The sequence below is a fragment of the uncultured Chloroflexus sp. genome (genome assembly GCF_937129525.1).
GTDB lineage: Bacteria > Chloroflexota > Chloroflexia > Chloroflexales > Chloroflexaceae > Chloroflexus.
Genome location: NZ_CAKZNK010000034.1, coordinates 1 through 20751, shown reverse-complemented (window position 1 = coordinate 20751; position 20751 = coordinate 1). Strand labels below are relative to the sequence as shown.

The following is a 20751-nucleotide window of genomic DNA, read 5'->3' as shown; positions in this document are numbered from 1 at the left end:
AGAACGCAGAGCGCCGCTTGTGTGGCGCTCTGCGATTATACCAGAGACAGGGAAGGTTGTTACTCAGGCAGCAGCACGGGTTGACACCGATTGCCGAGTGTGACGAGCTACTCCGCGTAGCGCCGTCTCGAGATCGGCACCAAGCATGTCAGAAACCGTCTTCTCAGGCACAAACGAAGCCATCATTCCCAACAACGGCGCCAGGTCGATCCCCATGACAACTTGCAGGTCGGTACCGTTGACGGCCTGATTGAGCACCCAGCGCGTCTCGACCGGGAGTGGCGTGCGCACTGTAAAGACAATTTCCCGGTTATCTTGCCAGGTCAGATCACCCTCACAGCGAATAGTGCCGAACAACCCGCCCATCGACATGTAGGTAACAAGGCGAGCATGACGAGCGACATCATCGCGGTCGAGCAACTCAGTCTTTTGCACGCGCGGCAGAATCTGGCTAATCAACCCGGGGTTTGACAGCGTGGTAAACACTTGTTCGGGGGTAACACCCTCAATATGGCAGCGCCGTCCAACTTTGATCATGAACTTCTCCTATCTCTGGTTCTGTCAATACTTTGCACAGACATCATAGCATTGATGCACAGACATGTCAATAGGAAGATACATTAAAGTGTGAGGAATCCGGGCAAGCGTCATCTGATAGGCTATTGAGGCCGATGATGAACGCGCGATCGGGCCGACACCTGAACAACCACAAGAGAACACATCTTTGCAACCGGTTGGCAATCCTGTTATGGGCAACGATGAGAGGGCTGGCGCCAGTCAAGACCATTCGCGCGGAGATACCGTTATGCTACCCGAACAGACCTTCAGGAGCGGCGATGATGCATGCGTTCACCGGAATGTCGGCATACCAGGCGTCATATTCGGTGTCAGGGCACACGAGGCTTTATCCAGCGGGGAATTTTACCGAACCCACGTTCGCGCACACCTGGTATATAGGGATGACAAGATTATCGCTGGCAGAGTCTCTCCGCGATACGGTGGCATTCTTTTACTGCTTCATCATGCTCATCGGCCAGGCATCAGGGGAGTTCGGATACGGGTTGGGAATGAAGTGCCCATACTGCGCAAGACTGTTGCAGCGCAGCATGGGCGTGGATAAGGGTTCAACGGCAACGTTTCCAGGCCGCCGGTTGCGCGCGACAGCGACATCCGCTAAACAACTGGCTCAGAATCGGGTTTGATAGCGTGTTGTCCGCTCTCAATCCAGCGCAACAAGCCTAGCGCAGTTAACGCCGACACTGCAAAGCCAACAGCTAATGGCGTGATAGTTCCGTTGTAGGCCTGGCCGATCATTGCCCCGATCGGGATGGCAACAAGGGTTGAGAGTGAACCAACGACAGCAGCGCCAACGCCGGCGATATGACCGAGCGGCTCCATTGCCAGCGCGTTCATGTTGCCGAAGAGGATACCGAGGCAGAAGAAGCATGGCATCAAGAAGATCATCAATACCCATAACGGCGGTTGACCGCCGGTGATCAAAGCAACAACCACAAAGGTCAATGTCAATCCACCCAGAAGCGGGAGAGCAGTTTTGACTAACCGTCGCATGCCATAACGCATGACAAGGCGGCCATTGGTAAACGAAGCAACGCCAATGGCGAGGGCATTGGCCGCGAAGAATAGCGGAAAATGTGCGCCGAGATCATACTGGCTCTGAAAGATCTGTGGCGCCAGACTCAGGTAGCTTTGCAAGATTGCCGAGACTACGCCAGCCATCAGGGTATATCCGAATGCGATTCGATGACTCAGCACTTCACGCAACGCATGCCCGATCCGATTGATCGCTAGAGGCGCGCGGCGCTCGACCGGCAGCGTCTCGGGTTGGCGCGCGCCAAACCAGATCAGCGCGATCAGACCAAGCGACAACAGAGCGACAAACAAGGCTCGCCAGGGCGTTACCAGCAACATGACCTGCCCCAATGCCGGCGCGATAATTGGCACGATGATAAAGACGACCATAATGAATGACATGACCCGCGCCATCGCGCGACCGGCAAACCGGTCACGGATGAGCGCCATTGAGACGGCGCGCGGCCCGGCAACACCGAAGCCTTGCAAGAGACGACCGATCAGCATCATCGGGAAGTTGAAGGCGAAGATGGTCAGGAGCGATCCGATGAAGAAGACCCCAAAGCCGGCATAGATAGCCGACTTGCGCCCGATACTGTCTGAGAGTGGCCCGTAGAGCAGTTGACCGATCGCCAAACCGAGAAAGACCATCGTTACTACCAGTTGGGTCGCATTCTCGTTCGGCGCTCCTAGCTCGACACCGATGTCGCCAAGCGCGGGCAACATCAGATCGATTGACATGGCTACCAGCGAAGTCATCAAGGCCATCATGGCCACAAATTCACCCATTCGCGGGCCGGGTTGCGTCTGTTCGGTTACCATAGACACCTGCGGGAGAATAATCCGACATGACATAAGGTTATTGATGCGAGGCTGTTTCCTATCCCTCAGTAACCCTGTCGGAATGCGATCTGCCACCGGTCATTATCGCTGTTTTGAAGATTTCTGACAAGTCAACCATTACCACAAGGAAAAAGGCGATGCTATCAATCATTATCACGCGAGCGCAAACCGACGAGGCGACTACCCTGAAACAGATCGCCATTGCCGCCAAACGCTACTGGAACTATCCCGATCATCTGATTGCGCAGTGGGCAGCGACACCGATCATCGATCCGGCAGCTATTGGGCGCGATCTGGTCTTTGTGGCGCGCATCGATGACAGACCGGTTGGCTGGTATCGACTGATGGTTGATCGACTGCCGGCTATTCTCGAAGATCTGTGGGTAACGCCGGAATGGATCGGGCAGGGCCTCGGTCGAGCGTTGTTGAACCATGCCACAATTGAGTGCCGCAAGCGCGGGATTGATCAGATCGAGCTGGAAGCCGATCCGAACGCGCTCGGCTTTTATCTTCGCATGGGTGGCACAGTGATCGGCGAGCGGATGTCAGAATGGAACCGCCCCGTACCGCTGGTGCGGATAACGCTGATGCAACCGCTGGAATCCTCGCTCCAATAGCGCTCAGGCGGAACAATTGCGCATCAGTGGCAATAACGCTTACAGGTTCATCTCATTGAGCAATGGCCGGGTATGCTTGAGCGGGGCCGGATCGGTGCGCAGCCGGATCAGATCCGCAACCGTATCGATGTCGTACCAGGGCGCGATCAGACGCGCGCGCAGGCCGAGTTGCCGGGCAACGGCCAGCGTATCATGCAAAACCGCAGGCGTGCTCATCGTAACCTGAGTGAAGAGAGAGGGCGCAGGCTGACGCAATCCGACCAGATAGTAGCCACCGTCATCGGCTGGCCCTAACACCAGATCGGCACCCCGGTGAAGTTCAACCAGCGCCTGCTCGATGTACTCCGGCGGCAGACTGGGGCTATCACTACCGATAACAATGACTGCCGGCGACCCTTCCCGCAAGAGATCAGAGGTCACCGCAGCCAACCGCTCGCCCAAATCGACACCGATTTGAGGGCGATGGGCAATATCGGGGGCGAGGATGGCAAAATAATCACCGGCATCTACGGGCGAATAGGCAATCACCGGTTGCACGCCCGGCACAGTCCGGATCAACTCGATCACATCACGCAAAAATGCTGCGTACAGGGTTGCGGCCTGCGCCGGCGTTAAGGGTGGGCACAAACGGGTCTTAACTCGCCCGGCTTCAGGCCGGCGAGCCATCATCGCGAGGGCAGGAAGCGCGCTCACGGCGCGCCGATCGCCCCTGTTCAGGTAGAACCGGCAGCGGCGGTGCATGCGTAACAATGAGCAGCAGTGCGAACATCACGTTCAGCCAGGTCGGGCAAGGTCACATTGGTAATCGTCTGCGGTAACGCCAGATCGAGCATTTGATTGAAATCGCAATCGTACAACCGACCATCCCACCCAACCGAGAGCGTCGAACGGCACATCAAACCAGCAACGGTTGTTGGATTGAATGACTGCACCAGGAGATGCATATAGTTATCGAGCTGGCCACTCTCGTGTAAGAAAGCCAGATAGCGGCTGATCGGCATGTTGGTCAGGGTGTAGAGACGATTAAACACAATGCCGTAGCGTTCGGCCAGTTCGCGGCGCCAGCGCAGTTCAAGCGTCTCTTGCGGCTCCGGCAGATGCGGCCCGGTTGGATTGGCAATCAAGTTGAGAAGCAGACCACTGCCGGGCTGGCCATAGCCAAGCGCATTTAATTCGCGCAAGGTTGCAATCGATTGACTGAAGACACCATCTCCGCGCTGCCCATCGGTTCCGACCGGATCGGGGGCCGGCAGTGAAGCGATAATCTCAACCTGCTGTTCGGCGAAGAAACGTGGCAGATAGCGGTAATTGGGCAGTTGGGCAATGGTTAGATTGCAACGGTCGATGACATGACAGCCCAATGCGCGGGCATGCCGGACGATCTCATCGAAGGCGGGATGCAATTCGGGCGCGCCACCGGTAATATCAAGCACCGGAATCTGCCACCGTTCGAGGAGATCGAGACAGGCGGCAACGATTTCCGGTGGCATGACTTCCGTTCGATCGGGGCCGGCATCGACGTGACAATGACGACAGGTCTGGTTGCAACGCCGACCGACATTGATCTGCAACACCTCGACGCGCGGCCCGGCGCGCAACGGCCCCAGACCATAGGCAGCCAGCGTCGCGGCAAAAGGTGGCACCGGCAAGCCAGCCAGCAATTGCTGCTGCGCAAGCGGATCGGCTAGCGGATGGCCTTGCCGGCGGAGCGTTGGGATCAAGCGAATAGCGGCCATAGGATGCCTCCTGCGTACCGCCAGTATAGCACAGAGAGCGAGAGAGCGCGATTGGAGACAAACCTGCCAACCAGCAACCTGCGAACGAAAGTGATGAGCTGCAAAGCAGGGCAGTGAAACGAAGCAGTTTTGCGGAAAAGAATATTTTGGTCACGCTTCAACAGCTCATGACCGACCACCGGACACATGGTCACCCTGTTCCACGTAAAAAGATATTTGGCCAGGGACGGAAGCGGGTGAAGAAGAGTTCACGCCGCTGCTGGCCATTGCTATCGGTGATGATGCGATAAATCGAGATGTCACGCCCATTGCGGGCAACATCGGTCTGGCGCAACGTGCCACGAGGCAATGATGGATCATCGATATAAACTGGCTCAGTGGGCGCGCGCACCTCATTCGCGATCAGTGGCCCCTCAATCTGCACATCGCGATTAGGTCGCGTACCGTACAACTGCACGACTAACACTTGTTCCTGCTCATCGATACTGGTTTGCATCAGCAGCCAGTGTCCGGTGTCATTGACAAATTTCAGATCTTGCACACCGGTGAAGATAGCCGCATCCAAACCTTGCCCATTGCCATTCGGGCCAAGGCCAAACCGGTCGTACCAGCTAATGTAGAATGAGTGGGCATGGCGTTCTGTGATCGGCAGACCGGCCCAGAAAGCAGCGCGAAAGACTGTAGTGCTGACCTGACAGACCCCGCCACCCCACTCGAGCTGGGTGCGATTGCCGATGATAGCATAGCCTTCAACGAAGCCATGTTCGGCATTCACTTCGCCCAACTGACGATTGAAAGAAAACTCCTCGCCAGGCGCAATCAGCACGCCATTCATACGCGCAGCGCCGGCGCGAATGTTGGTGATCCGATACGGAGCCGAACCGGCAAAACTGCTGCGACCTTCCGCCACCAGTTCAACAATACCGAGACTATCGAGCGTTTCGGCAGTGATCTGGGGTTCAACCCGATCAACCGGCAATACCAGCGCGCGCGTGATCGGTGAAGCCTGCATAAGCGCATTGGCAATAGCAGTTATTGCTTCGGTCTGCCGCAAACGCCGACCGGGCCGACCATCAGCCACGATCCGTACCCGTCCATCGCTGAAGCGTAGTCGCGGCTCGGCAGTGCCGGTATCAATGATTTGAGCCAGCCCTTCCACTGCGCGCGACAGCCGATCGGTATCGACCTGCACGGTCAACTGACCGTCAACCGGCACAACCTGGAAAAATTCGGCCAGTCGTTCAGGCGGCCAGATTATGGTCTCTTCTCCCACAACCAATTCCAGCGGACTACGCAGCAAGTGCGCGGCAACCTGCTGAGCCACTACCAGATCGGTATCGTCAATCAGTGGGGCGAGCTGGCGCGTGCGCACCGGCACCGTCTGCGGCTGAAGCTGCTGAAGCGCCAGCAGCACATCATTGGCAGTAGCGTCAATCAGCAGTTGCGTGCCGGGTTGACTGGGCTGACCGATCACCCGGGCATCGGCCAGACTGAGCGCAGCATCGGTGGGCATCTGCTCGATTTGGGGCGCCAGCCCAAGCAGATAGCGCTGAGTCTGACTAAGGTCAACGGTCAGGCGGGGAGTGAGATCAACCCCTGTCTGCCAGAGTAACCAGAGATCATGGGCGCGGGTCAACAGATCACCGCTCCGGCCTAGCGCGAAAGCGCTATTGGCCAGTTGCTCGATATTAAACGACGCTCCCAATTCGGAGAGGGTCGGTTGCCAGACACGGTTGCGAAAGGTCAGGGTAACCGGTTGTTGCTCAAAAGACTGGTAGCGTTCACGCAGCTTGATAATCAGGTCAGCGCGGCTCTGCCCACCGATCGGCTCGCCGTTGAGTGAGACGCCGGGCAAGATGGTATTGGGATACACGAAGTCAACGGCATAGATCGCGCCCACAGGCAGAGCCAGAAGCAGAAAAACGACAACAACCAGCCCCACCCAGATCGGCGCGCGCCGCCGATGACGCAACGGGCGGCGCGGTCGTGGCCGACGCCGCTCAGCCGGGGGCGGTTCACCAGCGGGCAACCTTTCACCTTGCGCAGCCCGCCGGCGATAGATCGGGCCGTATTCTGGATAGTATCGATCGTTCGGCATAGGGAAGTTGCGCAACCAAAGAGTGCTCCGCTTGCATTGTACAAAACCTCGCTCATTACGACAAGCCGGATCACGGTTGACGCAACCGTTCGCACACGCCATCGAGACGGTGACAAAGGAATGAACATGTTGCTGCGCATCATTCCAATGCCACAATCCCTTGCTACCTGCCCTACCCACTTCTACCGGTGGAATTGACAATTTGAGCCGCTTGTTGTATATTTTCAGCGGGCCTCTAGCTCAATTGGCAGAGCAGTTGACTCTTAATCAATCGGTTGTGGGTTCGAGTCCCACGGGGCCCACCACTGCAAACAGCACCGGCTCACGCCGGTGCTCACTTTATTTATCACGACGTTCCCACCAGGAAGCAAGAGCGATCAACAGGGTATCGTCCGGCTGCAATTGAGCTGCGCGACTCAAATCGACGCCAATTCCAGGATCAGCAGGATCGAGCAAAAACCGGCCCCAGGCCCGAATAACGTAGATTGCGGCGCGATCAGGCGCAACGGCCAGCGCTCGATCAGCACTCCCGGTCAGATAAGAGCTGAATTCGGGCAGCCAGCCTTGAGCTACAGTGCCAGCGATCAGTGGCGATTCGGCATTGAAGATTGCTTCCGGTGGATAGGCACGCATCCGATCAACCGCGCGCTCATATGCGCCGAAGAAGACCTCATTCAACAAGGGGTAGGCGCTCTGTTCAATCGCGGCGAGATGAGCATCGTGGGTAAGCTGGATCAGGCGCTGATTCCAGCGCAGTGAACCGGCTGTCGCAGGTGGATCGGCTGAACCGGCCTGGGCCACGGCAGCATCAATTGCCGTCAGCGCCTCTGGCCAGAGATCGGCCTGGGCGAATGCAATAGCCTGGCGGTTGAGTTCGGCAAAAGATACCGTTTGATCGGCTATCGTTAGATCGCCAAGCTCAAGTCTGATCAGCGCCTGGTCTTGCCAGGTATACACCTCGTAAGCAGGATAATAGACCCCGCATGCATAGCAAAAGACGTAGCGTTCGGAACGGTCAAGCACTACCTCATTGAGGCCATCGCCATTCAAGTCTTCGATACGGCCCACGCCGGGGCTAGACGAGAACGCCACTACTTCAAGCCGAAGCGCGCGGCCATCGAAGCTGAACAGATGATATGTGCCGCTATGGGCGCCCATCCCGCCCTCAACTTGAATCCAGATTCGACCGGGCGCAATCTGCACCTGCTGCACAGAATCAATGAAATCTGGTTCCAGATCTACAACATCAAAGTTTTGCCGCAACTCTTGCCGATCAAGTTCCTGGCATTCATCGTCGGCACAAGCGTAAACAGCGATAAAATGAGAAGGCGGTGGATCAAGGTCGAATGGACGCATCCCGGCGCTGTAGAACACCCAAAGCTGGCGACCATCATCTGTTGCCAGCGGTTGAGCGGCGAGTCTGGCAAAAGCGTTGGCCGGCAGCGAAGCCTGCAATGCGCCCAACGCATTACTAAGCGGCGTTGCAGCGATTTCTGTAATAGGATCGGTCAATGACAATTCATACTGTTCGCCGGGCCGGCACTCATTGCGGAAAAAGGCCCATTCATCACAGAGCGAACCATCGGCAAACAGGCACACTCCAACCTGTCCTTCATTGGCAACCGCTTGAATCTCAAGCCGACCTCCCTGTTCAACACAATAGGTTGAAGCAGGATTTGCCAGACCACCGATCACCGTTGCCGTTGGCAGTGGAGCAGGTGAAGCGGCGGGCGTCGGCGAAGCGGCAAGCGTCGGCGAAGCGGCGGGCATTTGCGAAGCGGCGGGCGTCGGCGAAGCGACGGGGATTAAACTACAACCAGCGATAAAGGGAAGGACATTCAAGGCTATCAGCAGGCGAAAGAGGCCGACGCGGAGAAAAGAATGAGCCTTCATTGTGCAACCCGAAGAATGGTGGTCGCCGAACATGTTAGCGTCATTGTAACACACAGCGATACAAACGGTCGTATGAGCATTGCCGGCGCAGGCTATAATACGCCTGTGGTTGCGCTCGCACTCCTGACAGAAACTGCCATGACTGACATCATCGAGATCGATATTGAAAGCATCGCCCAGGGCGGCGATGGAGTGGGCCGGCTCGGCGAGCTGGTGGTTTTCGTGAGCGGCGCGATACCGGGTGAGCGGGTGCGCGCGATTGTGCGCGAGCGCCATAACCGTTTCTTGCGCGCTGGTGTCATCGATGTCATTCGCGCCTCCCCTGATCGGGTAGAGCTGACAGTCAACCACGGCGACCACGTGCCGTGGCAACATATCGCCTATCCAGCCCAGGTGCGTTTCAAGGGCGAGATTGTGGCCGATCAGATCCGAAAGTTTCTGCCCGGCGTTGAGACACCTATCGAGCCGGTGATTGCTGCGCCACAGCCGTGGGGCTATCGCAACAGCGCGCGCCTTCACGTCGCCGGCGCCGCAATCGGGTACCATGCCAGCGGCGCCAAAACAGTGATCGATCTGGTTGATGATCCCCTGTTGTTGCCATCCCTCCGGGCGGCACTGGCCGGATTGCGCCGCCTGTCGTTTGCCGATCAAATCGGTGAGGTGTTATTGCGCGCCAGCGCAGTTTACGGCTACGCTGCTGCGCAACTGTCACCAACTCCTCAAGCCAGTAAAGATGCGCTGGCCCGGCTGGCCGCGAACTGGATGGCGACAACGCCCACCCTGGCCGGCGTTACGCTCGATGGCCAGCCGCTGGCCGGTATGCATGTCATTTACGATGAGCTGGGCGAAGTGGTGTTTCGCCTTAGCCTGAGCAGTTTCTTCCAGGTTAATCATGCTCAGGCTGAACGCATGCTGGCAATTGTGCGCGCAGCATTAGACCCTCATGGGGGGCGACTGCTCGACGCTTACAGTGGGGTAGGCAGTTTTGCCCTGCCGCTTGCCGCCGATTACGATGAAGTAGTAGCTGTGGAATCCTACCCTCCGGCGGTAGATGATGCGATTCAAAGCGCCGCCGACAACCGGATTACCAATGTGCAGTGCATTGTCGGGGCGGCGGAACGGGTTGTGAGCAGTTTGCCCGGCCCCTTTCACGCGGCCATCCTTGACCCGCCGCGCCGCGGCTGTCATCCGGCCTTGATGAAGGCGATCATCAATCATGCGCCAAACCGAATTATTTACATTTCCTGTCATCCTGGACTGATTGGCCGCGATCTCGCGCCATTGCTGGCTGCCGGTTATCACATCACTCTGGTGCAGCCAATTGATCTCTTCCCGCAAACCCCACATATCGAAACAATTATTGTTTTAGATAAGGATCGCTCTACTTAAAAAATAAGAAACGGTCAAAAACAATTTTCTTAAATAAAATCTTTAATTTCAATCAAAAACAACTTAAAAATACCCATTTTTACCCCTAATCGCCACTTTACCACTATGTTTAACGCACAAAATCATACAACCATAATCACAACTAAAATGAAACACCGTTCCTGCTACGACTTACCAATCGGGCGAATGACCGTTAGAAGAGTCGTGCTATACTATTAGTTGTAACGAAACCGGATGGGTCGCTCCAGGAACTATTGACGTGAACCGACTTACTGCCAAAATCTGCCTGCTGGGCGAATTCTCGGTTGGCAAAACCAGCCTGATCCGTCGCTTTGTCGAAGGCATCTTTGACGAGCGGTATCTGAGCACGCTGGGAGTGCAGATCAGTCGCCATTCGATGCGTGTCGCGCAGTTAGAAATACAACTCTTAATTTGGGACACCACCGGCGGCGAACGATTTGACCAGATCGTGCAGAACTACTATCGGGGCGCCGCTGGCGCGCTGCTCGTCTGCGATGTGACCCGTCCTGATACATTGTCAGTATTGAGTGAGTACGCATCAGCATTTCACCGCGCCAGTCCCGCGACACCACTGGTTATCGCGGCAAATAAAGTTGATCTGACCACACAACGCCAAATCGCCGATGATGAGATTGCAGCGACGGCGGCAGCCTTGTCAGCCGACTGGCTCTGCACGAGCGCGCGCACGGGCGAAGGAGTGCAAGAGGCATTTCAGAGGTTGGGGCGCCAGATTGGGCAGCAGAAGGGGCTGATATGATCAATGATGCAGACCGGGTCAACTCGCCAGACGAAGCCGAAGAACTGGAACGAGTGCGACAGATCATTCTGGGTACCGGCTCGCGCCAGCCGCGCCAGGCCGAAGTGGATCGACTACGCGACATCATCTTTGGGCCGCAGATGGAAGAGTATGCGCGTTCGTTTAGCGATGTGCGCCGCATGATCGAACATCTGAACGAAGATGTGCGCCAGTTACAGGATCGATTAGGCGAGGTTGAGAAAGCAATGTTGCGCCGCTTCGACGCGCTTGAGGTCGAGACTCGTCGGCTAAACGATGAACTACGGCGCGAGATCGAGCGCGCGCGGGCGCGCGAGTCACTATTGCAGCAGGTGTCAGCGCAGGTACGCCAGCACGAGGCAGCTCTCAACGGCCTGGGTGACGGGGTGAGCGAGTTGCGGCGCGCGCAGGGCCACCACGACCTTGAGATTCGCTCTGGACGAGCCGGTCTGGCCGAGGTGCGCGATCTGCTCGAACAACGGGCGCAGGCGCTCCGCCGCGAGATCCGTAGCGCTGAGGACGCACTCCGCACTGAGTTGCGCCGAATTGCCGACCGGCTGGAAAATCAAAAAACCGACCGCAAGGCTCTGGCCAGCATGCTGATGGAAATCGCCACCCGGTTGGAAACTGGCAGCACCGTGGCCGGTCTGCTCGAAGGTCTCTCTTCTGCGACTGATGATTGATAGACACGTATGGCTACCGACCCGCAGACGAGCCGGGAAATTGAGGAACTACGGCGCGTGCTGTTGAAGCCGGAAGCGCTGGTTGACAAAATCAGCCCGGTTATAGCCGATATTCTGGCCGAGCAGATTCACACCTCAAAAGATGAGATCGCGCGCGCGCTGGCGCCGGCCATCGGTGAAGCAATTCGTCAGCAGGTCTATAAGGCGCGCGAAGACATCATTGACGCCCTCTACCCAGTGATCGGAGCCATGATCGCGCGCGCCGCTACCGAAGCGATCCGCGATCTGGCCGCCCAAATCGATACCCGCATCCGCTCTGGCCCGCTCTTGATGCTGGATCCAGGTTACTGGCAGGCGCGAGCGCAAGGCATTTCAGCCGGAGAATATGCTCTGCGTAGCCAGTTGCCCTTTTCCGTGCAAGAGGTGTTTCTCATTCAGCGCGAATCGGGGTTGTTGATCACTCATATCGCCGCTCCCGGCGTTCCTGCCGCCGACCGCGATCTGGTTAGTGGCATGTTGACAGCAATTCGCGACTTTGCTCGCGATGCGCTTGGTGAAGGTGATGAACTCGGCGCAATCAGCTACGAGTCGCGCCAGATCGTGATTGCCAGTGGGAGCGCAGCTTACCTTGCCGCTGTGATTACCGGCGTTGAACCGCGCGGCTTTCGCGAGCAGTTGCGCCAGACTCTGGTTGCCATTCACGAGGATCGTTATGATCGCCTGCGCGCGTTTGCCGGCGATGATGACGAGTTAGTGATGGCGGCAGAGTCGATCATTCGCGCGAAAATTCCGCTTGCCTCGGCGCAGTTGAATGCTACCCGACCGGCCAGATCGTCAAGTTCGTTGTTGCAGCGCGCAATCATGGTCTTGTTGCTCCTCATCGCTCTCTCTCCCATCTTTCTCTGTGGCTGGTGGGTGCTAAGCGTTGAGGCACGCATGGCGGCATTGCTCGCCCCGACCGCCACGCCTGCGCCGACTGCCACCCCGACCGCCACCCCAACGCCAACCACCACACCCACCGCTACCCCAACTGCCACGCCGACGCCGACTGCCACGCTGACACCCACCGCTACACCTACCGCAACCCCGACTGCTACGGCGACACCAACTGTGACGCCAACGCCAACAATCACACCCATCCCTTACGACGGTGTGATGACAGGGAATGTGTATCTCTACAGCGCACCCGATGAGGCCAGTGAGCGAAGCCTGATTGTCGCGCCTCGCAACGCGCCGGTGATTGTGCTGGCGCAGTACGGCGATTGGTATCAGGTGCGGGTTGATGTGCGGATCGAACAGCAGGCCGTGCAATTAATCGGTTGGGTACCGTCGCGCTGGGTGGGTTTAGTGCGACCCATTCCACCGTCACTCATAACGCCATTCCCGCAACCATAAGGAGGAGCACCGCGCTATGAAATCAACGGTTGAACAACAGGTGCTCATTGAAACCGGCAGCGCCTACCTGACGGTAGGGCCTGACCTGATCATTCAGAGTGCTGGCGGCTTGCTGGCGCTGGTTGGTGGCACGCCACCGATTGGCGCGCATCTGATCGACGTATTGCCGGAGCTGTTTGGCAACGAGTCGGCATTGACAGACATTCTGCGCGGCGATCTCGATCGCCTGCATCTGCCGTTGATCAACCGGGCACTGCCCGATGGATCGGTGCTGTACCTCGATCTGCTGACAGTGCCGCTCGCTGACAAAGACGGTCAGATTACCGGACTCATCCAGATCATCACCGATACGACGCATCGTAGCGTTTCGGAACAACTTATTGCCCAGCGCCGCAACGAACTGCAACTACTCAAAGACCGCATTCAGCGCCAGAATGTTGAGCTGGCCCGGATCAATGCCGGCTTGCTCCGCGTGACCAAGCTGAAAGACGAGTTTCTGGCCAGCATGAGTCACGAAATCCGCACGCCTTTGACCGCCATTCTCGGACTGGTTGATGTGTTGCGCGCGCAACTGGTCGGCCCGCTGAGCGAAGAACAACTCAACGCAATCAACGGGATTAAGCAGGGTGGTCAGCATTTGCTGTCGCTGATCAACGACTATCTTGACATTGCCAAAATTGAGGCTGGCCGACTCGAACTGGATCTGGGGCCGGTTTCGGTGCAAGACCTGTGCATGTCGCTCCGCCCAATGATTGCCGATATGTCCAAACGAGCCGGTCTCCAGTTGATTTACGATCTCGATCCAACTGCGCAGGTCATTCTGGCCGATGCGCGGCGGTTGCGCCAAATTCTGATCAACCTGCTCTCAAACGCGATCAAATTTACCCCCTCTGGAGGCAAAGTGGGCCTTGAGGTGCGCGGCCAGCCAGAACAGGGATCGATACGCTTCACCGTCTGGGACACCGGGATCGGCATTGCTCCTACCGATGCTGAGCGGCTATTTGAGCCATTTCGCCAGATCGAGAATGAGCGTCAGCAGGAGGTAACCGGTAGCGGATTGGGGCTGGCGCTTGTCTCAAAACTGACGCGCCTGCACGGCGGTAGCGTTAGCCTTGAAAGTGAAGTAGGTGCTGGTAGTCGCTTCCACGTAACGCTGCCATGGGAACCTGACGAACAGAAACGTTTGCTGGAATGGTTTGCCAATGAGCGGCAAAAAGAGATCGAACTACCGGTCGATCTGCCGCCAGCATCGCCGCTGGCCGGTGATCGCCCCTTGTTGATGGTGGAAGACGATGTGTCGAGCGCATCCCTCTTTGCCCAGTATCTGAACCGCTGTGGCTACCGGGTTGTCCACGTGGAGTCGGGCGAAGAGGCGCTGGCCTATGTGCAGGGTGAAATGCCGTGTCTGGTGTTGCTCGATGTGCGGATGCGCACGATGGACGGGATTGAGGTGATGCGTCATCTGCGTAACAACGTGGCAACACGAGACTTGCCGATCCTGGTGCTGACGGCACTGGCAATGCCGGGCGATCGCGAACGCTGCATGGCCGCTGGCGCCGATGATTACCTGGCGAAACCGGTGCGGTTGCGCCAGCTCGCCGAGCGAATCGCAGCGTTGCTGGAACAGAAGGCAAGGTGATACCAAGATTGATAGCGAGCCGACAGAGTTGGCAAACCAGCGGTACAATGTAAGCAGGTTTTCCATCGAAGGGCATGAGCGTTATCAATCCCTGGGTTAACTGATTATGATCAATGCGCGCGAATTTCACCTCGCCAGCGAGCTATTACCGTTTTTGCAAGACCCGGCTGCGCCAATTGCGCGCGATTTCACCTCACAGGCCACCATGCTGAGCATCCCGTCAGGCGCCACCATCTTCGCCGAAGGGGATGAGTGTAGCTATTTCGCCGTTCTGGCTACCGGGCAGGTGCGCGTCTTCAAGATTGGTGAAACTGGCCGCGAGATCACGCTCTATCGATTTGGTCGCGGCGAGAGTTGCATTCTCACAACCAGTTGTGTCTTGAGCGAACGACGCTTCCCGGCAATTGCGACCGTTGAACAAGATGCCACAGCATTTGTGATCGGGCAAGAGAGTTTCCGTGACTGGATCGACCGCTATCAGGCCTGGCGCGATTATGTTTTTCAATTGCTGGCCCGCCGACTGGCAACGGTGATGGCCATCGTTGATGAAATTGCCTTCCGCCGGCTCGATGTGCGGCTGGCCGAGTTTCTGGTGCGGCACGCTCGCGGCCATCCGCCGACGATCAATGCAACGCACCAACAGATCGCTGCCGAACTCGGCACATCGCGCGAAGTGGTGAGTCGAATCCTCGCCGACTTCAGCGACGATGGTCTGATCAACAGCGGTCGTGGTTACATCGTAGTGCAGGATATGAATCGGCTCCGTCAACGCGGTGAGGCGCCGCCACTGCCGTGAACGGGTGCTGCCTGATCATTGCCCGGAAAGGCAATCACAGGAACCAGGATTACGCCATATTGTGATCATCACGGTGAGGCAGCGCTGACGTACCACGAGCGATTCGCTTGCCACCATCTGGAGAGAAGTGCCGGTATCTCTGGTGATTTGGATCGGTTGTATCCGCCGGTCAATCGGAATGATTGTACAGACAGCCACAATGACTTTGCATACTGAGAGGAGTCTGGCATGACGATCCGCGTCTGTCTGGCCGGCGCAACCGGTTGGGCCGGTTCGGCGTTGGCTCGCGCGATTGCAAACAGCGACGATCTGACCCTTACTGCCGCTGTAGCTCGCCGCGCTGCCGGGCAGCAGCTCGGCGCTGCGCTCGGCGTCGAGCGCCTCAATTGCCCGGTCTATGCCACTGTTGCCGAAGCGCTTGCTCAGCCGTGCGATGTCTTCTTCGACTATACCAAACCTGATGCGGCAAAAGCGCATGTCCTCACAGCGCTCAGGCATGGGTGTCATGTGGTTATCGGTACGTCGGGGCTAAGCGACGACGACTACACCGACATCGCCGCAGCAGCAAATGCCGCTCAGCGCGGGGTGCTGGCGGTAGGGAATTTTGCTCTTACTGCGGTGTTGTTGCAAAAGTTTGCTGAGATTGCTGCCCGCTACTGCGAGCAATGGGAAATCATTGACTATGCCCGCGATAGCAAACCCGATGCCCCTAGCGGCACTGCCCGCGAACTGACTGCCCGGCTGGGACAGATTCGCGCAACGACCTTAAGCGTGCCAATCGAACAAACCCAGGGTCTTCCTGCGACACGCGGCGCGCGTTTGAACGGGATGCAGGTGCATTCGGTGCGCTTACCAGGCTACACCATCGCGCTGGAAGTTATCTTCGGCCTGCCCGACCAGCGATTGACCATCCGTCACGATGCCGGCGCGAGCGCCGAGCCCTACGTAGCCGGGGCACTGCTGGCGATTCGGCAAGTAGGCCGACTCATCGGCTTGCATCGCGGGCTAGATAGCGTGATCGAGATCGGATGAAGCAACTGCTTGCCGCTGTCTGCATTCCAGATCCAGGCCATCTGTGATAAACCGTAAACAAGCACGCGATGAACGCGCGCTTGTTTGTTACCATTCGCGGCAATATTCACGACGCCGCTCGTCACGTCACCGTTGGACGGTTGTCACGATACTTCAGGTACCGCTGCCCGGTCACTGCCTGCGCCATCCGCTCAACCGCCAGGTAGATGTCGCGAAAACTGGTATAAAGCGGAGCAATCCCCAGTCGGATATTGTCGGGAGCGCGAAAATCAGGCAAAACACCCAGTTCATTGATCAGGGCCAGATCGATACCCAACCCCTCTGGATGACCCAGCGAGACATGCGATCCACGGCGAGCCGGGTCGCGCGGAGAGTTCAGCGTATACCCCAGGGGCGCCAGCCGCTGTTGCCACAGTTCGATCAGATACTCAGTCTGAGCAATCGATTTTGCCCGCAATCGGTCAATCCCGACAGCCAGCACCAGATCAACCCCCGGCTCGATCAACGCCAGCGAAACTACTGGCGGCGTACCGGTGAGAAATCGACGCAGACCCGGCGCCGGTTCATAGTCGAGATCGAAATTGAACAGGTTACGCTGCCCCATCCAGCCTGCAATTGGATTGACCAGTTGCTCTTGCAAATCACGCCGGATGTAGAGAAAAGCTGGCGCGCCTGGCCCGCCGTTGAGATATTTGTAACAGCAACCTACGGCCAGATCGACCCCGCTCTCATTGAGATTGATTGGCACTGCGCCAACCGAATGACTCAGATCCCACAGGGTCAACGCACCCACCGCATGGGCTGCCGCCGTCAGAGCGGCCATATCGTAAAGAAAACCGCTCTTGAAGGTCACGTGCGAGAGAGTCAGCAGCGCTGTATGGTGATCGAGCAACCCCAGGATTGCCTCAACCGGGCCATGAATACCATCGCTCGAACAGGCAATGGTTAGCTCGTGCCCTCTGCCGAGCAGATCAACGACTCCTTGCAAGATGTAGAGATCCGAGGGAAAGTTAAGGTCATCGCTGACAATCCGCTCTCGACCAGGGCGAGCGCGCAGCGCGGCGATCACAAGTTTGAACAGATTCACCGAAGTGCTATCTGCGACAATAACTTCGTCGGGTTCGGCGCCGATCAGCCGCGCAATCTTGGCGCCGACGCGCTCAGGGAGATCAAACCACCCCTCGTTCCAACCACGAATCAGGCGCTTTCCCCACTGGCGTTGCACCAAATCGCCAACGACATCGATAGCAGCGCGCGGCAACCTCCCCAGAGAATTGCCATCGAGGTAGATCAGATCGGGTTCGTCGTTGACAAACGCCGATCGCAAGCCGGCCAAATCGTCACTGGCATCGAGCTGATCGGCATAGGCAGCATCAAGCGGAACGGCCATCGATTATTCCTTTCTACCGGCGCGAAGCTAAGGCATAGCGCCTTTTCGCGCGTAAACATCACCTCCTGATTTTTGCCGACTTTTTTGTCACCGCGAACTCGATGCCCTATGGCACCACAAGCCTGCTCATGGAACCTGCCATCGTCACCGATCACTCATGAAGCTGGTAGATGAACCACTATGGCGCTGGGGTCGGGAAGAGTGTCGGCACTGGAATGCGCACCGGGTCGAGTAACAGCGGCGGTGTTGGAGTGGCGATCGGCGTGGTTACAGGATCGGCGCCTGGTAGATTAAGCACCTGGCTCACCAGCACGATCAGTGCCAGACTGGCGATGATCAGAGCAATAAGCTGCGGCTGGACGCGAACTCGCTGCGTTAGCTCGCGCAGACGACGGATCGGCGCGCCGACACTAGTGTCAGTCGGAACAAACCGCGGCGGTCGACTCGGCGGTGTCGATTGGCGCAGAGAGCGAACCGCCTCGGGTGGCGCAGGCGCAATTGGCGGTTCACCGGGACGAAAGAGCTGTTCACCTCCGGGAGCGAGGTAAAGCTGAGGCGCGCCCCATGGCTCGTGGGCTGCAGCCAGTTGCGCTCGACCTGCGGTCATCGCACTATCGACCGGCTCGCCATCGGCCAAAGCGCGATAGCAGGTTGCGCTCCAGTGCGCCTGCGCTGCTGCGTTGAGATCGGGCAAGGCGACCACAGCCCGTCCATCGAGATCGTGGAGGGTTGCAGCCAGTGTAACGCAGGCGTCAAATGGTTTGCCTGCCACTGTCAACAACCGTAGTTCATTAATGCTCAGCAGCATTTCGGCCAGCTCGCCAGCGTTTACAGCGCGACCCAATCGGATGCGCGGCGCCTGGCGCGGCGGCTGTTCGATGTCGCCGATCAGATGCAGGACGTGACGCGGTTCGGCAGCCAGCTCGGCCACAATTTCATCGACCGTCGCTTCGCGCAGACGATCGACGATCAGTTGACCGGCGCGTACCGGCTCGATCAGCGCTTCACCCAGCTTGTCGGCGACGGCTTCGTGACCGTAGGCAACCGCAATCAGGACGCGCAGCGGCCCTTTCACCCGACAAGGCGGCGGCGGACGCAACGAACGAGCGCTGACTCGCACTAACGGATAATCATTCCGAATCGCCGGTTGCCATTGCTGCTCACCACTGGTCAGCGTTAGCCATTCCCACGGCAGCGCAGCCAATTCGGGCGCGGCTACCTCTAACCGCAACTGCATCCGCGCTCCGCGCGCGCTCGCTTCCCGCGCCAGATCGATTAACAGGCGACGAATGGGCACCGGCAAGAGCCATTGACCGAGTTCGTTCCCTGCCGCTGCTACAGGCTGCGTCAGCACTAATGGCAGCGCGACCGCTTCAGCGCTCCGTCCGCCACCCGTTGCGCGCAAGGGATACCCTTGCGATGTGCGCGCTCCGATCACAATGTGAAAAGGAATGATGATCTCTTGCATGCCAGCCGATTGAGTAAAAGCGATAGTTTGCTTCTGAATATAACACGCCTGATCGCGACTGTCTACCGCGTACAATGGGTGAATGACAGTAGTGGGAGATGAAAGTGCTGTAAACGATTGTGGTCAACCGCGTATGGTCGCTGGCAGCGCCGACCAGGGCAAAGTGCGCTGCGCCCCAACGTCATTGTGCAGTAGATACTTTCCATTTTCTATGCGATTTAAGACAAATACAACTCAAATAGCACAAAAAGAATAACGCATCACAAACAATGAACAAACTAAAACTGTCAAATATTAATACTTCCATCAAAACAACTACGCATATGCCGCAGAAACATGTTTACAAAAACAGTTCAGTGTTCAATGCAACAATCTCTAATTAAAAAACTATTGCGGCCTGGTTAACGATCTTCATGCGACTATTACATAGAAAAATACAGGTATTGAAGCCAGTTCAATCACGGAAAATCCTCACAAATAATTATTTTTTTCCAGACACGGGTCATTGTCAATAACCAACGTGATACCGGTTTTCGATAGAACATAATTATCAATGAACAAAAACCCTGTCGGCGACGCGCCACACATTTTTAAATCTTGACTGAACGCTGCGTTTGACAATATGGTATAATGATAGAAATACTCCCACAAAGCATTTTTAAAGGTGCCATCCCGCGCGCATTGCGGGTAATAAAGCGTTATAACACATCGACATAAATTTGTGATCCGCGCGAGTTGTCGGCACTGGTATATCGACATGCTCATTGTGGATTCATTCGCTTCGTTGCAATTACATATTTTCAGAAATCGTCAATCAGTTCTTATAATTATAATTTTGCAAAGCGTAAGACGCTCTTTCACAGAGACACTACAAGCTATCTAACTTTCCCGGCAATGCCGAGAAGGATACAGCCTGATTTGAAAACTATGAAAAGGAGGTGGTTGATCAAACAAAAAACTATTCTTGACCTGATTTTACTGGCGATAGATCATTTATTCAGTGAATCGCTTGTAGATCAGAGCACTATATCATCAACAACGAATACAAGAATAGGTGAACGCAACGTGTTCGGTTCAATCCATCAGACAATCTTGAAACAATGAGGATACGCCACCTATGAATCCAGAACAAACCACTGACAACGCTCCTATCGAAGAGACTCGCCAGGCTATAGATGCGACTACCACCGATGAAACTGCAGACGCTGCTGCGATAACCGCCGAGACCACCGAATCTGCCGCGCCTGTTGAACCCGCTGCCGAGGAGTCGGCTGAACCTGCTGCCGAGACGGTCGAGGTTACAGCGGAAGCGGAACCCGCACCCGAACCTGCTGCTGAGGAGTCTGCCGAACCTGCTGCTGAGGAGTCTGCCGAACCTGCTGCTGA

The 20751-nt window shown here is 56.9% G+C and carries 16 protein-coding genes, 1 tRNA gene and 1 pseudogene; 10 read left to right on the top strand and 8 right to left on the bottom strand.

Features of this window, described 5'->3' with window-relative positions; genetic code table 11:
• Nucleotides 1-63 precede the first annotated feature (63 nt).
• The gene (locus Q0650_RS03230; protein ID WP_298815864.1) at nucleotides 64-537 is read right to left on the bottom strand and encodes an SRPBCC family protein; all 474 of its coding nucleotides are present in this window, start codon (nucleotides 535-537) and stop codon (nucleotides 64-66) included.
• A gap of 636 nt (nucleotides 538-1173) precedes the next feature.
• Complete coding sequence (locus Q0650_RS03225; protein WP_298815862.1) at nucleotides 1174-2412, bottom strand: multidrug effflux MFS transporter; 1239 nt, start codon at nucleotides 2410-2412, stop codon at nucleotides 1174-1176.
• A 158-nt stretch (nucleotides 2413-2570) separates the two neighbouring features.
• Here Q0650_RS03225 and Q0650_RS03220 point away from each other — a divergent pair, with 158 nt between their 5' ends.
• Entirely contained in the window at nucleotides 2571-3050 is a 480-nt protein-coding gene (locus Q0650_RS03220) for a GNAT family N-acetyltransferase (RefSeq protein WP_298815860.1), read from the top strand.
• Between the two features lie 39 nt (nucleotides 3051-3089).
• On the opposite strand, the gene Q0650_RS03215 is transcribed toward Q0650_RS03220, so the two are convergent.
• From Q0650_RS03215 to Q0650_RS03205, 3 genes are all read right to left on the bottom strand, one after another.
• Nucleotides 3090-3743 carry a TIGR04282 family arsenosugar biosynthesis glycosyltransferase gene (locus Q0650_RS03215; protein ID WP_298815858.1) on the bottom strand — a complete coding sequence of 218 codons (654 nt, stop codon included), beginning with the start codon at nucleotides 3741-3743 and terminating at the stop codon, nucleotides 3090-3092.
• A 20-nt stretch (nucleotides 3744-3763) separates the two neighbouring features.
• Nucleotides 3764-4786, bottom strand: a complete 1023-nt coding sequence (arsS, locus tag Q0650_RS03210) for an arsenosugar biosynthesis radical SAM (seleno)protein ArsS (RefSeq protein WP_298815856.1) — start codon at nucleotides 4784-4786, stop codon at nucleotides 3764-3766.
• A 190-nt stretch (nucleotides 4787-4976) separates the two neighbouring features.
• On the bottom strand, nucleotides 4977-6884 hold the full coding sequence (locus Q0650_RS03205; RefSeq protein WP_298815854.1) for a VanW family protein: 1908 nt from the start codon (nucleotides 6882-6884) through the stop codon (nucleotides 4977-4979).
• 229 nt (nucleotides 6885-7113) lie between these two features.
• Between Q0650_RS03205 and Q0650_RS03200 the strand changes: the two genes are divergently transcribed.
• Nucleotides 7114-7189, top strand: a tRNA-Lys gene (locus Q0650_RS03200).
• A 34-nt stretch (nucleotides 7190-7223) separates the two neighbouring features.
• Here Q0650_RS03200 and Q0650_RS03195 read toward each other — a convergent pair.
• The gene (locus Q0650_RS03195; RefSeq protein WP_298815852.1) at nucleotides 7224-8777 is read right to left on the bottom strand and encodes a DUF333 domain-containing protein; all 1554 of its coding nucleotides are present in this window, start codon (nucleotides 8775-8777) and stop codon (nucleotides 7224-7226) included.
• Nucleotides 8778-8915: 138 nt separating this feature from the next.
• Between Q0650_RS03195 and rlmD the strand changes: the two genes are divergently transcribed.
• The 7 genes from rlmD to dapB all read left to right on the top strand — a co-directional run bounded on the left by rlmD (nucleotide 8916) and on the right by dapB (nucleotide 16507).
• A complete protein-coding gene (rlmD, locus tag Q0650_RS03190; RefSeq protein ID WP_298815850.1) occupies nucleotides 8916-10166 on the top strand; it encodes a 23S rRNA (uracil(1939)-C(5))-methyltransferase RlmD in 1251 nt (416 codons plus the stop codon).
• A 259-nt stretch (nucleotides 10167-10425) separates the two neighbouring features.
• Nucleotides 10426-10944, top strand: coding sequence for a Rab family GTPase (locus Q0650_RS03185; RefSeq protein ID WP_298815848.1), 519 nt, complete (start codon nucleotides 10426-10428; stop codon nucleotides 10942-10944).
• Complete coding sequence (locus tag Q0650_RS03180; protein WP_298815846.1) at nucleotides 10941-11645, top strand: hypothetical protein; 705 nt, start codon at nucleotides 10941-10943, stop codon at nucleotides 11643-11645. The genes Q0650_RS03185 and Q0650_RS03180 overlap by 4 nt, the downstream gene beginning before the upstream one ends.
• Nucleotides 11646-11654: 9 nt before the next feature.
• The gene (locus Q0650_RS03175; protein WP_298815845.1) at nucleotides 11655-13040 is read left to right on the top strand and encodes an SH3 domain-containing protein; all 1386 of its coding nucleotides are present in this window, start codon (nucleotides 11655-11657) and stop codon (nucleotides 13038-13040) included.
• A 16-nt stretch (nucleotides 13041-13056) separates the two neighbouring features.
• Nucleotides 13057-14679 (top strand): ATP-binding protein, encoded by a 1623-nt coding sequence (locus tag Q0650_RS03170; protein WP_298815843.1) that lies wholly within the window; start codon nucleotides 13057-13059, stop codon nucleotides 14677-14679.
• 106 nt (nucleotides 14680-14785) lie between these two features.
• Nucleotides 14786-15475 (top strand): Crp/Fnr family transcriptional regulator, encoded by a 690-nt coding sequence (locus Q0650_RS03165; protein ID WP_298815841.1) that lies wholly within the window; start codon nucleotides 14786-14788, stop codon nucleotides 15473-15475.
• A gap of 228 nt (nucleotides 15476-15703) precedes the next feature.
• Nucleotides 15704-16507, top strand: a complete 804-nt coding sequence (gene dapB / locus Q0650_RS03160; protein ID WP_298815839.1) for a 4-hydroxy-tetrahydrodipicolinate reductase — start codon at nucleotides 15704-15706, stop codon at nucleotides 16505-16507.
• 121 nt (nucleotides 16508-16628) lie between these two features.
• Here dapB and kynU read toward each other — a convergent pair whose 3' ends face one another.
• Both kynU and Q0650_RS03150 read right to left on the bottom strand, forming a co-directional pair.
• Nucleotides 16629-17897: a kynureninase gene (kynU, locus tag Q0650_RS03155; protein ID WP_298815837.1), complete on the bottom strand. Its 1269-nt coding sequence runs from the start codon at nucleotides 17895-17897 to the stop codon at nucleotides 16629-16631.
• A gap of 178 nt (nucleotides 17898-18075) precedes the next feature.
• Nucleotides 18076-19365, bottom strand: coding sequence for a polysaccharide deacetylase (locus Q0650_RS03150; RefSeq protein WP_298815835.1), 1290 nt, complete (start codon nucleotides 19363-19365; stop codon nucleotides 18076-18078).
• A gap of 1117 nt (nucleotides 19366-20482) precedes the next feature.
• Between Q0650_RS03150 and Q0650_RS03145 the strand changes: the two are divergent.
• Nucleotides 20483-20751, top strand: a pseudogene (locus Q0650_RS03145) (hypothetical protein); the annotation flags it as partial.

Bases quoted from the DNA above. Each gene is read 5' to 3' on its own strand.
- Q0650_RS03230 (WP_298815864.1), bottom strand. From the start codon at position 537: ATGATCAAAGTTGGACGGCGCTGCCATATTGAGGGTGTTACCCCCGAA.
- Q0650_RS03225 (WP_298815862.1), bottom strand. From the start codon at position 2,412: ATGGTAACCGAACAGACGCAACCCGGCCCGCGAATGGGTGAATTTGTG.
- Q0650_RS03220 (WP_298815860.1), top strand. From the start codon at position 2,571: ATGCTATCAATCATTATCACGCGAGCGCAAACCGACGAGGCGACTACC.
- arsS (WP_298815856.1), bottom strand. From the start codon at position 4,786: ATGGCCGCTATTCGCTTGATCCCAACGCTCCGCCGGCAAGGCCATCCG.
- Q0650_RS03205 (WP_298815854.1), bottom strand. From the start codon at position 6,884: ATGCCGAACGATCGATACTATCCAGAATACGGCCCGATCTATCGCCGG.
- Q0650_RS03195 (WP_298815852.1), bottom strand. From the start codon at position 8,777: ATGAAGGCTCATTCTTTTCTCCGCGTCGGCCTCTTTCGCCTGCTGATA.
- rlmD (WP_298815850.1), top strand. From the start codon at position 8,916: ATGACTGACATCATCGAGATCGATATTGAAAGCATCGCCCAGGGCGGC.
- Q0650_RS03180 (WP_298815846.1), top strand. From the start codon at position 10,941: ATGATCAATGATGCAGACCGGGTCAACTCGCCAGACGAAGCCGAAGAA.
- Q0650_RS03175 (WP_298815845.1), top strand. From the start codon at position 11,655: ATGGCTACCGACCCGCAGACGAGCCGGGAAATTGAGGAACTACGGCGC.
- Q0650_RS03170 (WP_298815843.1), top strand. From the start codon at position 13,057: ATGAAATCAACGGTTGAACAACAGGTGCTCATTGAAACCGGCAGCGCC.
- Q0650_RS03165 (WP_298815841.1), top strand. From the start codon at position 14,786: ATGATCAATGCGCGCGAATTTCACCTCGCCAGCGAGCTATTACCGTTT.
- dapB (WP_298815839.1), top strand. From the start codon at position 15,704: ATGACGATCCGCGTCTGTCTGGCCGGCGCAACCGGTTGGGCCGGTTCG.
- kynU (WP_298815837.1), bottom strand. From the start codon at position 17,897: ATGGCCGTTCCGCTTGATGCTGCCTATGCCGATCAGCTCGATGCCAGT.
- Q0650_RS03150 (WP_298815835.1), bottom strand. From the start codon at position 19,365: ATGCAAGAGATCATCATTCCTTTTCACATTGTGATCGGAGCGCGCACA.